Origin of the sequence: Pseudomonas sp. GV105, from assembly GCF_003058185.1 — a bacterium.
GTDB lineage: Bacteria > Pseudomonadota > Gammaproteobacteria > Pseudomonadales > Pseudomonadaceae > Aquipseudomonas > Aquipseudomonas veronii.
In genome coordinates this window covers 98,972-112,733 of the sequence record NZ_QBUF01000014.1, presented here as the reverse complement: position 1 = coordinate 112,733, position 13,762 = coordinate 98,972, and the positions used below count along the sequence as shown (strand labels likewise).

Below are 13,762 nucleotides of genomic sequence, written 5' to 3'. Positions count from 1 at the left end.
TAACGTTGCTGGACAGTATAGGGACGGGGTTTATATTCGTTAAGGAATAAGAAGCTATTTATTAATAACTAAAAAATCAAACTATGGGAGGGGCGGTGTATCAGCTAGCGCATTCATCAATTGATCCACCGTCATCGGGGCAAGCTCCCTCCCACATTTAACAGCCGGGCTTGCCCGCGATCGCGAGAGCCCAGGCCACACATCTATCAGCGCCCGCGATCGCGACGCAGTAGTTTTTTCACGCGCATGACCAGCGCCTTGTCTTCAAACGGCTTGAGTAAATAATCATCCTCATGCAATTCCAAGTCGCGCAGACGGTCTTCGATCCCACCCGGGCTGGTCAGAAACAACACCGGCGTCTCGCCCTTGTGCCGAATCGCCTGCTGCAGTGTCCAGGCATTCAGCCCCGGCAGCATCACGTCCAGAATCACCAGGTCGTACTCGTTGCCCTCGACAAGCCGCTGGGCGGCCATGCCGTTGGCCGCGACTTCCACGGAATAACCGGCCTCGTTCAAACCCTGGGCCATCCGCTGTGCTTCTTCGGATTCATGTTCCACTAACAGCACGCGCATAACACACCTCGATTGATCAGACCTGCAGGCTAACACCCTCAGGTGTGCGCCGCCTCACGCAGGCGCTGTGCATCGAGGATTTCGATCTCGCCATAGCCCAGGCGCACGATGCCCTGGGCTTGCAGGTCCTTGAGCAAGGCGTTGGTGGTCTGGCGCGACAGGCTCAACATCGCCGCCAGGTCTTCCTGGGGTAACTGCAGCCGGCGTTTTGAGGGCTCGATGTCGCCGTACCCTTCAATGATCATCAACAAACGATGGGCCAGCCGCACCGAGGCGGGCATCAGGCTGAGCTGTTCGAGGCCGATGAAACTCAGGCGCAACTTTTGGCTCATCAACAAGGCCAAGTCGCGCCAGTACTGCGGGGTTTCATCGAGAATGTCGAGCAATGCCTGCTGGGGCACCTGCAACAGCTTGCACGGCCCGACCGCACAGGCGTCGTGGGTGCGCGGCAGGCCGTCGAACAGGCAGATTTCACCGAACCAGTAGGGCGACTCCACCAGGCTGAGCAGCGCTTCCTTGCCCTGCTCGTTCACCGCGCTGATCCGCAAACTGCCGTCGAGCACCGCATACAAGCCGCAGGGCTGGTCACCGCGCTTGAACAGGTATTGCCCCGCCGTCAGCAGCCGCAGCCGCGCGTGGGCCAGCAGACTATGCTGAAAAGCGCCGGGCAAGTGGCTGAACCAGTGCCCGGCAGCCAGCCGGGGTCGCCATTGCTCTGCGTTCATGAGAACTCCGAAGATTGTCGCCCAACTGACAGTTAGGCGAAGGCTGACAGGGCATGATCAAACATCCTACAGGAGGAATAACAATGAAAAGCCTCGTCGACCACCTCAGTCAATACGCCGCCTACCACCGCGACCCGCGCAATATCGCCAGCCACTTTATCGGCATCCCGCTGATCGTGGTCGCCGTCGCCGTGTTGCTTTCACGCCCGGAGTGGCCGCTGGCCGGGCTCTGGCTGTCGCCGGCGCTGATCGTCGCGCTGCTTGCGGCGTGGTTCTACCTGCGCCTGGAACTCGCGCTGGGCGTGCTGATGAGCGTGCTGATGGGCTTGTCGGTGTGGGCCGGGCACGTGCTGGCGGCGCAAAGCACGCCGGTCTGGCTCAGCGGCGGTATCGGTATGTTCGTGGTGGGTTGGGTGATTCAGTTTGTCGGGCATTACTACGAAGGCAAGAAGCCGGCGTTTGTGGATGATGTGTCGGGGCTGATCGTCGGGCCGTTGTTTGTGGTGGCGGAGTTGGCGTTTTTGCTGGGGTTGCGGCACGAGCTCAAAGAGCAGATTGAACGCCGCTCCGGGCCAGTCGCTCGCCGCGATCTAAAGCCGAGAGAAGTTTGAATGTGGGAGGGGGCTTGCCCCCGATGGCGGTGGGTCAGTCACTGAAGATATTGACTGATACACCGCTATCGGGGGCAAGCCCCCTCCCACATTGGGTGTTGTAGTGTCCTTAGGCTTTTTGCCAGACCTTGGGTTTGAAGAACAAGGTCTCGCCCCGGGCCAGGCCGATCAGGCTGTCGTGGTCTTTCACCACTTCGGCTTCGATCAGTTCGCTCTGGCCTTCGACTTTCAACGTCACCCGCGTGGTCGCCCCCAGCGGCCGGATATCGCGCACTTCGGCGGCATGGTGGTCTTCCAGTTCATGGCGCGACAGCGACACTTCGTGAGGGCGGAACAGCACGTGTTGGTCGCCCCCCAGGTGCAGGCGGTTGGAGTCGCCGAGGAAGTGGTAGACGAAATCGCTGGCCGGGTTCTCGTAGACGTCGCCCGGTGAGCCGATCTGCTCGATCACGCCCTTGTTCATCACCACGATACGGTCGGCAACTTCCATCGCCTCTTCCTGGTCGTGGGTCACGAACACCGAAGTCAGGTTGATGTCTTCGTGCAGGCGCGCCAGCCAGCGGCGCAGCTCTTTGCGCACCTTGGCGTCGAGGGCGCCGAAGGGTTCGTCGAGCAGCAGCACTTTGGGCTCCACCGCCAGGGCGCGGGCCAGGGCGATGCGCTGGCGTTGGCCGCCGGAGAGTTGTTCCGGGTAGCGGTCGGACAGCCAGTCCAGTTGCACCATGTTCAACAGTTCGTGGACTTTGACCGCGATCTGGCTTTCGTTCGGGCGCTGGTTTTTCGGCTTCATGCGCAGGCCGAAGGCGACGTTATCGAACACGGTCATGTGGCGGAACAGCGCGTAGTGCTGGAACACAAACCCGACGTTGCGATCACGCACGTCGTGGCCGGAGACGTCTTCACCGTGGAACACGATGCTGCCGGTATCCGGGGTTTCGAGACCGGCGATGATGCGCAGCAAGGTGGTCTTGCCGCAGCCGGAGGGCCCCAGCAACGCCACCAGCTCGCCACTCTGGATGTCCAGGTTGATGCTGTTCAGGGCCTTGAAGGCGTTGAAGTTCTTGCTGACATTACGGACTTCGATGGACATGGATTATTCCTCAGCCGCAGCTGCGCGCAGGCGGTTGATACGGTTCTCGCTCCACTGCTTGAGCAGCAGGATGAAGAGCGCCAGGATCAGCAACAGACTCGCCACCGCAAACGCGGCGACGTGGTTGTATTCGTTGTAGAGAATCTCGACGTGCAGCGGCAACGTGTTGGTCACGCCGCGAATGTGGCCGGACACCACCGACACCGCGCCGAACTCACCCATCGCCCGCGCGGTACACAGCACCACGCCGTAGATCAGGCCCCATTTGATATTCGGCACGGTGACATGCCAGAACATCTGCCAGCCATTGGCGCCAAGCAGCCGCGCGGCTTCTTCTTCCTGGGTGCCTTGTTCCTGCATCAGCGGGATCAGTTCCCGGGCCACGAACGGCACGGTGACGAAGATGGTCGCCAGCACGATGCCCGGCAAGGCGAACACGATCTGGATGTCATGCGCCTGCAGCCACGGGCCAAAGAAGCCCTGGGCGCCGAACATCAGCACATAGACCAGGCCCGCGATCACCGGCGACACCGAGAACGGCAGGTCGATCAGCGTCACCAGGATGCTCTTGCCACGGAACGAGTACTTGCTCACGCACCATGCGGCGCTGACGCCGAACACCACGTTGAGCGGCACCGAGATCAGCACGGCGACCACCGTGAGCTTGAGCGCCGACAGCGCATCGGGCTCGAGGATCGCGGTGAAGAACGCGCCGAGGCCATTCTTCAAGCCCTGGGACACCACGATAAACAGCGGCAGCACCAGGAACAGGAAGAACACCAGCCAGCCCAGGCTGATCAGGATGCGCCGCGACAGCGCACTGCCACGCCGGGCAGCGTTGGCCGAGGACGCAGCGGAGATAGACGATTGGGACATGTTCCGCGCCTCCTTATGGGTGTTCGATGCGCCGCTGCAGCAAATTGATCAGCAGCAGCAACACGAAGGAAACCACCAGCATCAGCACACCGATGGAGGTGGCGCCGTGGTAGTCGTACTGGTCGAGCTTGACCATGATCAGCAGCGGCAGGATCTCGGTCTTCATCGGCATGTTGCCGGCGATGAAGATCACCGAACCGTACTCACCGACGCCACGGGCAAACGCCAGGGCGAAGCCGGTCAGCCAGGCAGGCAGCAACGCGGGCACGAGGATGTAGCGGAACACCTGCAACGGCTTGGCGCCCAGGCAGGCGGCGGCTTCTTCGATTTCCCGGGGGATATCGGCGAGGACCGGCTGCACCGTGCGGACCACGAACGGCAACGTGACGAAGGTCAGCGCCAGGGTGATGCCCAAGGGGCTGTAGGCGATCTTGAAGCCCAGGTCGGCGGCGAACTGGCCGACCAGGCCGGTCGGGGTGTACAGCGCGGTCAGCGCGATACCGGCGACAGCGGTGGGCAGGGCGAACGGCAGGTCGATCATCGCATCGATGATCTTGCGCCCGGGGAAGGTGTAGCGCACCAGCACCCAGGCCAGCAGCGTGCCGATCAGGCCATTGATCAGCGCCGCGTACAGCGCGGTGCTGAAGCTCAACTTCAATGCCGCCAGCACACGCGGTGCGGTGATGATGTTCCAGAACTGATCCCAGGTAAGTTGAGCGGCGTGTACAAACATCGCCGCGAGGGGGATGAGTACGATCAGGCTGAGGTACACCACGGTGTAGCCCAGCGTCAGCCCGAAGCCGGGTATGACGGGGGAAATACGACGCGACATAAAAGTCCTTGGTTAGCAGGTCTGACACACAAAACCCGCAGGTGAATGCGTGCTCTGTAGGAGCGGGCTTGCCCGCGAAAAACGTCAACGATAACGCGCACATTCTGGGTGCACGCGGTGCCTGGACCTTCTTCGCAAGCAAGCTCGCTCCTACAGAGGGCGGTGTTTTTATTGCGCCGAGTAGATCTGGTCGAACACGCCACCGTCGTTAAAGAATTTCGGCTGCGCAGTTTTCCAGCCGCCGAAGTCTTTGTCGATAGTCACCAAATCCAGCTTCGGGAACTGCTGGGCGTATTTGGCGGCGATTTTCTCATCGCGTGGGCGGTAGAAGTTCTTCGCCGCAATCTCCTGGCCAGCCGGGCTGTACAGGTGCTTGAGGTACTCGGTAGCGATCTCGGTGTTGCCCTTTTTCTCGGCGTTCTTGTCGACCACGGCCACAGGCGGCTCGGCGAGGATCGACAGGGACGGTACGACGATGTCGAACTTGTCGGCGCCGCCGTTTTCTTTCAATGCCAGGAACGCCTCGTTTTCCCAGGCCAGCAACACGTCACCCTGACCGTTGTTGACGAAGGTGATGGTCGAACCGCGCGCCCCGGTGTCGAGGACCGGTACGTGCTTGAACAGCTCTTTGACGTATTCCTGCGCCTTGGCTTCGCTGCCACCGGCTTTCAGGCCATAGGCCCAGGCGGCGAGGAAGTTCCAGCGCGCACCGCCGGAGGTTTTCGGGTTCGGGGTAATGACCGACACGTCTTTCTTGATCAGGTCGCCCCAGTCCTTGATGCCTTTGGGGTTGCCCTTGCGCACCAGGAACACGATGGTCGAGGTGTACGGGGTGCTCGCATCCGGCAGGCGGGTCTGCCAGTTTTCCGGCAGGGTCTTGCCCAACTTGGCGATTTCGTCGATATCACCGGCCAGGGCCAGGGTCACGACGTCGGCACGCAGGCCGTCGATCACCGCACGGCCCTGTTTGCCCGAGCCGCCGTGGGATTGCTGGATCTTGACGCTATCGCCGGGGTGGGACTGTTTCCAGTAGCTGGTGAACTCAGCGTTATAGTCCTGGTACAGCTCACGGGTCGGGTCATACGAGACGTTGAGCAACTCGTAGTCCTTGGCAACGGCAGACCCGGCAAACACGGCGCTGGCCAAGGCAGCCAGGGCGTAACGGCGAATCGACGACATAGAAAGCTCCTGAAATTCCGGGGTGTTGGCTGACGACTGCAGGAGCGAGCTGGCTCGCGAAAAACGTCAACGATAACGCTGCGCATCAGGTGCAACGCGTTGCCTTCAAGCTTTTCGCGAGCAAGCTCGCGCCTACAGGGGCATTTTTTATAGTGATGGGTCTATCGCCGCTCTTGCTCAGGCCGGTTTGTTACCCGGGTTCTGCAGGCGGAATTTTTCTTTGCGTTCGATCTGTACCACTTGAGCGTTGTGTACAGTGATTTCCACCGCGCCAAAGCGCAGATCGCGCAACGCGCTCTGGATCTCACGCAAAATGGCTGCTTCGTCCTGGCCGTCGACGCTACGTAGAGATGCGCTCATGGTCTCGCTCCTGAAATGAAAAGTGCCGCGCAGTGGCGGCACTGCTTGCGGCGTGAGGGCGATAGTAGATAAGCGCGGATATTCTTAAAAATACTATTTAAGAATGTTTATATAACCAGAAAGAATTTTCTGGCCAGACGTAGGGTTACGACGGCGTTTTGTGGCCAAGTGCCAAAATCGAGCCTGGCGAATATCCAATTGTGGGAGGGGGCTTGCTCCCTCCCACAGTTGACTGCATTTCAACTCTGGATGGCGGGTGCCCGGTCCCAGTCGATTTCACACGCCGGCATCGGGCGGCCAAACCAATAGCCCTGGCCCATGTCGCAGTTTTGCTCCAGCAGGAACCGCGCCTGTTCCACCTGTTCGATCCCTTCGGCGTGTACCTGCATGCCCATGCTTTTCGCCAGGGCGATCACCACGCGCACGATGGCGGCGTCGTCTTCATCCCACGGCACCCCGGCGACAAAGCCCTGGTCGATCTTGAGCTTCTGCACCGGCAGGCGCTTGAGGCGCAGCAGCGACGAATAGCCGGTGCCAAAGTCATCAATGGCCAGACGCAGGCCCAGCTCGCGCAGGCGGTGCAGTTGTTCCAGGGCCACTTCGGGGTCTTCCATCACCGCGCTTTCGGTGACTTCCAGCTCCAGGTAAGCCGGGTCCAGGCCAGTGTCGTGCAGCACCTTGGCGACTTGCTCATACAACTCGCGTCGCGCAAACAAGCGACTGGACACGTTGATCGCGATAAACCTCAACGGCACGCCGTCCTCCAGCCACTGGCACATCTGGGCGCAAGCCTCGTGCATGACCCAGGCGTCGATATCGGCAATCAACCCGGTGCGTTCGGCGATGGGGATGAACTCGACCGGCGGCACCAGGCCGCGCTCCGGGTGTTGCCAGCGCACCAGGGCTTCGACGCCGATCAGGCGGCTGGTGTGCAGGTCGTGAACCGGTTGGTAGTAGACACGCAGCTCCTGCTGGTCGAGGGCGCGGCGCAGTTCGCCGGCAATTTCCACGCGGTTCTGCGCGTGGGCAGTCAACTCTTCGGTGTACAACGCGTAGCCTTCACGGCCGACGCTCTTGGCCTTGAACAACGCGGAATCGGCGTTACGCAACAACTGCTGGGCACTCAGCGCGTCGCTGGGAAACAGGCTGATGCCAACGCTCGCACTGATAAACAATTGGTGGCCGTCGAAATTGAACGGGAGTTTCATCGCATCGAGCATGCGTTGCGCGAGCGCGGCAGCCTGCACCACCTGTGGACAGTTTTCCGCCAACACCGCGAATTCGTCCCCGCCCAGCCGCGCCAGCGTCACGCCGGTGCCGAACTGGCTTCTCAGGCGTTCACCGACCAATTTGAGCAACTGGTCGCCGACGTTATGGCCCAGGCTGTCGTTGATGATCTTGAAGTGGTCCAGGTCGAGCAGCAGCAACGCACAGCCGCGTTTATGCACTTGCGCCGAAGCCAGGGCCTGCTCGGCGCGGTCGGTGAACAGCAGGCGGTTGGGCAGGTCGGTCAGCGGGTCGTGGTGCGCGAGGTGCGCCAGTTCGTGCTCGGAATCCTTGATGGCGCTGATATCGGAAAACACCGCGACGTAATGGCTGACATGGCCGAGGTCGTCGTGAATCACCCGGATGGTTTGCCACTGTGGATAAATCTCGCCGCTTTTGCGCCGGTTCCAGATTTCCCCGCTCCACTCGCCGGTTTGTTCCAGGGCCAGGAACATCTGCTGGTAAAAACTCGACGAATGGCGGCCTGACTTGAACAAGCTGGGTTGCTCGCCCATGACATCTTCGCGCCGATAGCCGGTGATCGCCATAAAGGCCCGGTTCACATGGACGATCTGCCCCTTGGCATCGGTGACCAGCACCCCTTCACGGGTGCAATCGAACACGGCAGCGGCCTGGCGCAGGCGCTCACGACTCTCTTTGAGCGGTTGCTGCAATTCGTTGACGCGCGCAAAGCGCGCGCACATCAGGTAAATCACCAGGGCGCTGAGGGCCACCCACACATAGCCGCGCAGCTGCAGCCACTGATTTAACTCAACCGGGTCATCGAGGAACTTGATCAATACCCGGTGAGTAAGCACAACCCACAGCAGCGAAACCAGCAGATATACCAACCCCGCACGCCGGGCACCTCGGTATGAGAACAACATATGGCCAGTAATCCTTACTAAAAAGCTAGATTCGCCCTACAAAGGTTACGGATTATAGAATAAGAAACATCCCGTCACTCCTATCTGAAAGGTCGGCTGGTTTTCTCTGTGAGCTTAGTGATAATGCGTGAGCTGTTTTTTTCTTTTTCTGAGGGCCATACAGCCTATGTGGTACAACGGTTTTCTTGACCTGTCAGCCTGGCAACTGGTGGCAGTCACCCTGTTGATGACCCACGTGACCATTATTGGGGTCACCGTCTATCTGCACCGCTATTCAGCCCATCGCTCCCTGGAGCTCAATGCCGGCCTGAAACACTTCTTCCGCTTCTGGCTGTGGCTGACCACGGCGCAGAACACCCGCGAGTGGACCGCCATCCACCGTAAGCATCACGCCAAATGCGAAACCGTCGACGACCCGCACAGCCCCGTCATTAAAGGCCTGTCTACCGTATTGCGCAAAGGTGCCGAACTCTATCGCGCCGAAGCGGAGAACCCCGAGACCCTGCGCATCTACGGCAAGAACTGCCCGGACGACTGGATCGAACGCAAACTCTACACGCCCTACCCGCTCTTGGGTGTGGCAATCATGGGTGTGATCGACCTTCTGCTGTTCGGCACCATCGGCATCACCATCTGGGCGATCCAGATGATGTGGATTCCATTCTGGGCCGCCGGTGTGATCAACGGCCTCGGCCACGCCGTGGGCTATCGCAACTTCGAATGCCGGGACGCGGCGACCAACCTGGTGCCGTGGGGCATCATCGTGGGCGGCGAAGAGCTGCACAACAACCACCACACCTACCCCAACTCCGCCAAGCTGTCGGTAAAGAAATGGGAGTTCGACCTCGGCTGGGCGTGGATCAAGCTGTTCAGCCTGCTGCGCCTGGCCAAGGTGCAGCGCGTCGCGCCGATCGCCCACCGTGTCGAAGGCAAGGGCCACCTGGACATGGACACCGCCATGGCGATCCTCAACAACCGTTTCCAGATCATGGCCCAGTACCGCAAGCTGGTGATCGGCCCGCTGGTCAAGCAGGAACTGGAGAAGGTCGATCACTCGGTGCGCCACCAGTTTCACCGTGCCAAGCGCCTGCTGTCGCGGGAAACCAGCCTGCTGGATGACCGCCACCACCTGCGTATCCAGAGCATGCTGGAACACAGCCAGGCCCTGAAAGTGATCTACGAAAAGCGTCTGGCCCTGCAGCAGATCTGGCTCAAGACCAGCTCCAACGGCCACGATATGCTGGCCGCGATCAAGGAATGGGTGCATGAGGCCGAGGCCAGCGGCATCCAGTCCCTGCGCGATTTTGCCCACCAATTGAAGACCTACTCGTTGCGCCCTGCAACGGTGTGAACACGCGGAGGGGAAGGCTTGCCTTCCCCTTTGATCGCTTTTTTGACGCCATTCTCCAGACACCCATAAATCCGTCACAATCGCCCCCAATGACGGAACTTAGACGCAATTCGCCCCTCTCAAACAACACTTCGCCATCATGGTGGCCCCTTGTTGTGACCGCTGCTGAACCCTGCGGCGCGCCCAGAGAGAGTTGTGCCGATGGTCCAAGAAAAAACGCACCTGCCCGATCCCCCCACCGCTGAACCCCCACGCCCCGCAGCCGCAGCAACCTTGCTGGCGTTGATGCACGCCCAGGGCGAGGTCGAGCGGCTGAGTGAGCGTGAGCAACTACTCAGTTCCCTGCTGGTCAGCGTGAATGCGGTGCTATGGGCCATCGACTGGGCGTCGCGACGCGTGCTGTATGTGAGCCCGGCGTATGAGCGGGTATTCGGCCGTTCCGCCGGCATGCTGCTGGCCGACCACCGGGAATGGCGCAACAGCATTCACCCCGAAGACCTCGACTACGCCGAGCACAGCCTGGCCCGCGTACTCGAACAAGGCGCCGTGGAAGACCGCGAGTACCGCATCATCACGGCCGGCGGGCAGATTCGCTGGCTCAGCGACAAGTGCTACATCAACCAGCAGGCCGAACCGGGCGAGCCGTTGATCGTGGTCGGCATGGCCGAGGACATCACCGACAAGAAACAGTTGGAGCTGGAACTGCACCGCCTGGCCACCACCGACGTGCTGACCCAGAGCAGCAACCGCCGACACTTTTTCGAATGCGCCAACCAGGCCTTCGACAGCGCCCGCGCCCAGGCTGCGCCGCTGGCATTCCTGCTGCTGGACATCGATGACTTCAAGGACGTCAACGACACCTACGGCCACTTGGAGGGCGATCAGGTGTTGCGGCGCATTGCCGAGAGCGGTCGTGGCGTACTGCGCCGTGGCGACCTGTTCGGGCGCATTGGCGGCGAAGAGTTCGCCGCCGTGCTGCCCGGTTGCGCGCCGGAGATGGCGCTGCAGGTCGCTGAGCGGCTTGGCAAGGAAATCCAGGCGTTGAGCTTCAGCTATGAAGGCCACGCGTTCACCGTGACGGTCAGCCAAGGCCTGGCCAGCCTCAACGAGCAAGACTCGACCCTGAACAACCTGTTCGCCCGCGCGGATGGCGCCATGTACGAAGCCAAGCGCCTGGGCAAAAACCGCGTGGTTGCTGGCTAGAGGATCAACACAGAGCAAATGTGGGAGGGAACCTGCCCCCTCCCACATCTGAATTTCATAGCCTTTAGGCCTTGCGCAACCTCATCAGCTCCGACAGCCCCATTTTCAGCAAGCGCGCGGTCTTGCTCCTGGCCAGCGCTTCCAGCCCTTCATGCTCGGTCAACCGCGCCATCTGCGCCGCCAGGTTCATCACCAGCGCCTCCCGCGAATACACCCCGCCTTCCAGGGAGTAGATCGCCGCGATCAACTGACGCAGTTCCAGCGGCAAGCGCCAACGCGTGCGCAACGCCGAACCGTAGGCGGCACCCAAAGCGTGCAGCGACTCGCCAATCGCTTCGTCATCCAGCGCCCCGCCACCCTGGCGCCAGTCTTCCAGGCAGCGCAACAACGCCAGGTCGCCGAGCCGATGCAGGATGCCCGCGCTGTAACAGCGCTCGTGGTCCAGCTCCAGCATGCGCGCCAGGCGGCGGGCGTAGTCGGCGGTGTCCTGGGACAACTGCCAGTGACGCTCGGCATACGCCACCAGGCCTGGATCACCCAATACCACGTTGTGCTTGAGCGCCAGGCCGAGTATCAGGTTCATGCTTTGCCCGGCCTGCAGCTTGTGCAACGCCGCCGACAGGGTCTGCACCGGCGTGCCGTGATGGCCGGCGCTGTTGGCGGCGGCGATCAGCACGGCGGTGATCTGCGGGTCCATACACACGCGGTCTTCCAGGCACTTGAGGTCCAGGCCCTCCGGCCCGAGGCTGTCTTGCACGGCGGCCTTCACATCGACCCACAGCGGCGCGCCATCGCAGGCGTCGCGGCGGCGCTCGAGGAACACCGGCAAGGTCATGCCCGGCGCCAGTCGCGGCACTTCGCAGTACACGCTTTCGCCTTCGTTGAGCAGCAGGTCTTGCAGGCGCTGGGTCAGGCCGTCCATGTTCAGCGGCTTGGTCAGATACGCCGTGGGCGCCAAGGGCAAGGCCTCACGCACGCTGGCGCTGTCATTGCGACTGCTCAAGAGGATGAACGGCAACGCGGGCGAGCGACGCTGCTGACGCACATTGCGCAACAGGCTCAGGCCATCGACGCCCGGCAGTTCCCAATCCGCCACGATCAGGTCGTAGGCTTTGTCGCGCAGCAGCGTAGCCGCTTGCCGGCCATCGCCACACATATCCAGCCGTGCGTCGCAACGCACATTCAACAACACCTGCTTGAGCAGGTCCCGCGACCAAGGGTCTGCCTCAGCAATCAACACCCGGGGTACAGCGGGTAAATCCACAGCACTCATCCTGCACGCTCCATCTGCAATGCCTGCACCTTAGACAATGCGGCGGCCTACGTACAATGAACAACCACTGAATGTGCTGCATCAGGTAAAAAAAAACCCGCCGAAGCGGGTTTTTTCTATCGATCGGTTCAGCCCGGGCTTACAGCTCGGAGAAGCACTCTTCGATGATTGCCAAGCCTTTGTCCAGTTGCTCGTCCGGCGCGGTCAGCGGCACCAGGATGCGCAACACGTTGCCGTAAGGGCCGCAGGACAGCAGGATCAAGCCTTTCTCACGCGCCTTGGCCACTACAGCGGCAACGGCAGCAGCGTTTGGCTTGTGGGTGTCGCCACCTTCGAACAGCTCGATCGCGATCATCGCGCCCAGGGCACGCACATCGCCGATCACCGGGTACTTGGCCTGGATGGCCTTGAGGCCGGAGACCAGACGCTCGCCGACGGCTTTGCAGCGATCCAGCAGGTGCTCTTCTTCGAACACTTCCAGCACGGCCAGGGCCGCGGCGCAAGCGATCGGGCTACCGGCGTAGGTGCCGCCGAGGCCGCCTGGCGCGATGGCGTCCATGTATTCGGCCTTGCCGCACACACCGGCCAACGGGAAACCGCCGGCGATGGATTTGGCGAAGGTGGTCAGGTCGGCAGTCACGCCCATCTGTTCCATGGCGAAGAACGTACCGGTACGGCCGGCACCGGTTTGCACTTCGTCGGCGATCAGCAGGATGCCGTGCTTGTCGCACAGTTCGCGCAGGCGCTTCATGAAAGGTTTAGGCGCGACGTAGAAACCGCCTTCGCCCTGCACCGGCTCGATGATGATGGCAGCGATATCACGCGGCTCGGCATCGTTCTTGAAGATGCGTTCGATGCTGGCAATGGAGTCGTCGACGCTCACGCCATGCAGTTCGTTCGGGTACAGCGCGCGGAAGATGCCGCCTGGCATCAGGCCCATGCCGGCCGAGTAAGGCACGACTTTACCGGTGAGGCCCAAGGTCATCATGGTGCGACCGTGGTACGCGCCGGTGAACGCGATGATGCCGGCACGGCCAGTGGCAGCGCGGGCGATTTTCACGGCGTTCTCAACCGCTTCGGAACCGGTGGTGACCAGCAGGGTTTTCTTGGCGAAATCACCTGGGACCTTGGCGTTGATTTTTTCGCACAGTTCCACGTAAGGCTCGTAGGCCAGTACCTGGAAGCAGGTGTGGGTCAGCTTGTTCAGTTGCTCGGTCACAGCCGCGATGATTTTCGGGTGTACGTGGCCGGTGTTCAGCACGGCGATACCGCCGGCGAAGTCGATGAACTCGCGACCTTCAACGTCGGTCACGGTGGCGTTCTTCGCGGACTCGGCGAAGATCGGGTGAATCTGGCCAACACCGCGCGGTACAGCGGCTTCACGGCGTTTCATCAGGGAAGCGTTGGTCTTGCTCATAAAGTCCTCATTCGCCACTCATCGGGTGGCGTTGTTCAAGGAATACGTGGCGGGGGGCAACTACGGCAGCATGCGATGATCGACTGACACAGCGTTCCCGGCCACTACGAATAACGGTGT

13 protein-coding genes are annotated in these 13,762 nt (G+C 61.3%); 3 read left to right on the top strand and 10 right to left on the bottom strand.

Annotated elements, in window-relative coordinates:
• Window positions 1-206: 206 nt before the first annotated feature.
• Window positions 207-572 (bottom strand): response regulator, encoded by a 366-nt coding sequence (locus C8K66_RS24645; protein WP_046385071.1) that lies wholly within the window; start codon window positions 570-572, stop codon window positions 207-209.
• Window positions 573-610: 38 nt separating this feature from the next.
• A complete protein-coding gene (locus C8K66_RS24640) occupies window positions 611-1,297 on the bottom strand; it encodes a Crp/Fnr family transcriptional regulator (RefSeq protein WP_108526194.1) in 687 nt (228 codons plus the stop codon).
• Window positions 1,298-1,380: 83 nt separating this feature from the next.
• Here C8K66_RS24640 and C8K66_RS24635 point away from each other — a divergent pair, with 83 nt between their 5' ends.
• Window positions 1,381-1,908 carry a DUF962 domain-containing protein gene (locus C8K66_RS24635; protein WP_057005865.1) on the top strand — a complete coding sequence of 176 codons (528 nt, stop codon included), beginning with the start codon at window positions 1,381-1,383 and terminating at the stop codon, window positions 1,906-1,908.
• A 109-nt stretch (window positions 1,909-2,017) separates the two neighbouring features.
• Here the strand turns inward: C8K66_RS24635 and C8K66_RS24630 are convergent, their stop codons facing one another.
• The 6 genes from C8K66_RS24630 to dibA all read right to left on the bottom strand — a co-directional run bounded on the left by C8K66_RS24630 (window position 2,018) and on the right by dibA (window position 8,398).
• Window positions 2,018-2,998, bottom strand: coding sequence for a sulfate/molybdate ABC transporter ATP-binding protein (locus tag C8K66_RS24630; RefSeq protein ID WP_017848607.1), 981 nt, complete (start codon window positions 2,996-2,998; stop codon window positions 2,018-2,020).
• A gap of 3 nt (window positions 2,999-3,001) precedes the next feature.
• On the bottom strand, window positions 3,002-3,874 hold the full coding sequence (gene cysW, locus C8K66_RS24625) for a sulfate ABC transporter permease subunit CysW (protein ID WP_017848608.1): 873 nt from the start codon (window positions 3,872-3,874) through the stop codon (window positions 3,002-3,004).
• A gap of 13 nt (window positions 3,875-3,887) precedes the next feature.
• On the bottom strand, window positions 3,888-4,706 hold the full coding sequence (cysT, locus tag C8K66_RS24620; RefSeq protein WP_017848609.1) for a sulfate ABC transporter permease subunit CysT: 819 nt from the start codon (window positions 4,704-4,706) through the stop codon (window positions 3,888-3,890).
• A gap of 168 nt (window positions 4,707-4,874) precedes the next feature.
• Window positions 4,875-5,885, bottom strand: coding sequence for a sulfate ABC transporter substrate-binding protein (locus C8K66_RS24615; RefSeq protein WP_104904136.1), 1,011 nt, complete (start codon window positions 5,883-5,885; stop codon window positions 4,875-4,877).
• 177 nt (window positions 5,886-6,062) lie between these two features.
• Window positions 6,063-6,245: a sulfur starvation response protein OscA gene (gene oscA, locus C8K66_RS24610; RefSeq protein ID WP_010565387.1), complete on the bottom strand. Its 183-nt coding sequence runs from the start codon at window positions 6,243-6,245 to the stop codon at window positions 6,063-6,065.
• Window positions 6,246-6,484: 239 nt separating this feature from the next.
• On the bottom strand, window positions 6,485-8,398 hold the full coding sequence (gene dibA, locus C8K66_RS24605; protein ID WP_108526192.1) for a phosphodiesterase DibA: 1,914 nt from the start codon (window positions 8,396-8,398) through the stop codon (window positions 6,485-6,487).
• A 166-nt stretch (window positions 8,399-8,564) separates the two neighbouring features.
• On the opposite strand from dibA, the gene desA reads away from it, so the two are divergent.
• Together desA and C8K66_RS24595 are read left to right on the top strand one after the other, a co-directional pair.
• Complete coding sequence (desA, locus tag C8K66_RS24600) at window positions 8,565-9,749, top strand: delta-9 fatty acid desaturase DesA (RefSeq protein WP_046385075.1); 1,185 nt, start codon at window positions 8,565-8,567, stop codon at window positions 9,747-9,749.
• Between the two features lie 201 nt (window positions 9,750-9,950).
• Window positions 9,951-10,952, top strand: a complete 1,002-nt coding sequence (locus C8K66_RS24595) for a sensor domain-containing diguanylate cyclase (RefSeq protein ID WP_046385076.1) — start codon at window positions 9,951-9,953, stop codon at window positions 10,950-10,952.
• A gap of 64 nt (window positions 10,953-11,016) precedes the next feature.
• Here the strand turns inward: C8K66_RS24595 and C8K66_RS24590 are convergent, their stop codons facing one another.
• Complete coding sequence (locus tag C8K66_RS24590; protein WP_108526190.1) at window positions 11,017-12,225, bottom strand: HDOD domain-containing protein; 1,209 nt, start codon at window positions 12,223-12,225, stop codon at window positions 11,017-11,019.
• Between the two features lie 139 nt (window positions 12,226-12,364).
• Entirely contained in the window at window positions 12,365-13,642 is a 1,278-nt protein-coding gene (gene gabT, locus C8K66_RS24585; protein ID WP_017848615.1) for a 4-aminobutyrate--2-oxoglutarate transaminase, read from the bottom strand.
• Between the last annotated feature and the right edge of the window lie 120 nt (window positions 13,643-13,762).

What these genes read in the sequence shown, in the direction of transcription:
- dibA (WP_108526192.1), bottom strand. Translation starts at nt 8,398, where the DNA reads ATGTTGTTCTCATACCGAGGTGCCCGGCGTGCGGGGTTGGTATATCTG.
- C8K66_RS24595 (WP_046385076.1), top strand. Translation starts at nt 9,951, where the DNA reads ATGGTCCAAGAAAAAACGCACCTGCCCGATCCCCCCACCGCTGAACCC.
- oscA (WP_010565387.1), bottom strand. Translation starts at nt 6,245, where the DNA reads ATGAGCGCATCTCTACGTAGCGTCGACGGCCAGGACGAAGCAGCCATT.
- C8K66_RS24635 (WP_057005865.1), top strand. Translation starts at nt 1,381, where the DNA reads ATGAAAAGCCTCGTCGACCACCTCAGTCAATACGCCGCCTACCACCGC.
- cysW (WP_017848608.1), bottom strand. Translation starts at nt 3,874, where the DNA reads ATGTCCCAATCGTCTATCTCCGCTGCGTCCTCGGCCAACGCTGCCCGG.
- desA (WP_046385075.1), top strand. Translation starts at nt 8,565, where the DNA reads ATGTGGTACAACGGTTTTCTTGACCTGTCAGCCTGGCAACTGGTGGCA.
- C8K66_RS24645 (WP_046385071.1), bottom strand. Translation starts at nt 572, where the DNA reads ATGCGCGTGCTGTTAGTGGAACATGAATCCGAAGAAGCACAGCGGATG.
- C8K66_RS24630 (WP_017848607.1), bottom strand. Translation starts at nt 2,998, where the DNA reads ATGTCCATCGAAGTCCGTAATGTCAGCAAGAACTTCAACGCCTTCAAG.
- cysT (WP_017848609.1), bottom strand. Translation starts at nt 4,706, where the DNA reads ATGTCGCGTCGTATTTCCCCCGTCATACCCGGCTTCGGGCTGACGCTG.
- gabT (WP_017848615.1), bottom strand. Translation starts at nt 13,642, where the DNA reads ATGAGCAAGACCAACGCTTCCCTGATGAAACGCCGTGAAGCCGCTGTA.
- C8K66_RS24590 (WP_108526190.1), bottom strand. Translation starts at nt 12,225, where the DNA reads ATGAGTGCTGTGGATTTACCCGCTGTACCCCGGGTGTTGATTGCTGAG.
- C8K66_RS24640 (WP_108526194.1), bottom strand. Translation starts at nt 1,297, where the DNA reads ATGAACGCAGAGCAATGGCGACCCCGGCTGGCTGCCGGGCACTGGTTC.
- C8K66_RS24615 (WP_104904136.1), bottom strand. Translation starts at nt 5,885, where the DNA reads ATGTCGTCGATTCGCCGTTACGCCCTGGCTGCCTTGGCCAGCGCCGTG.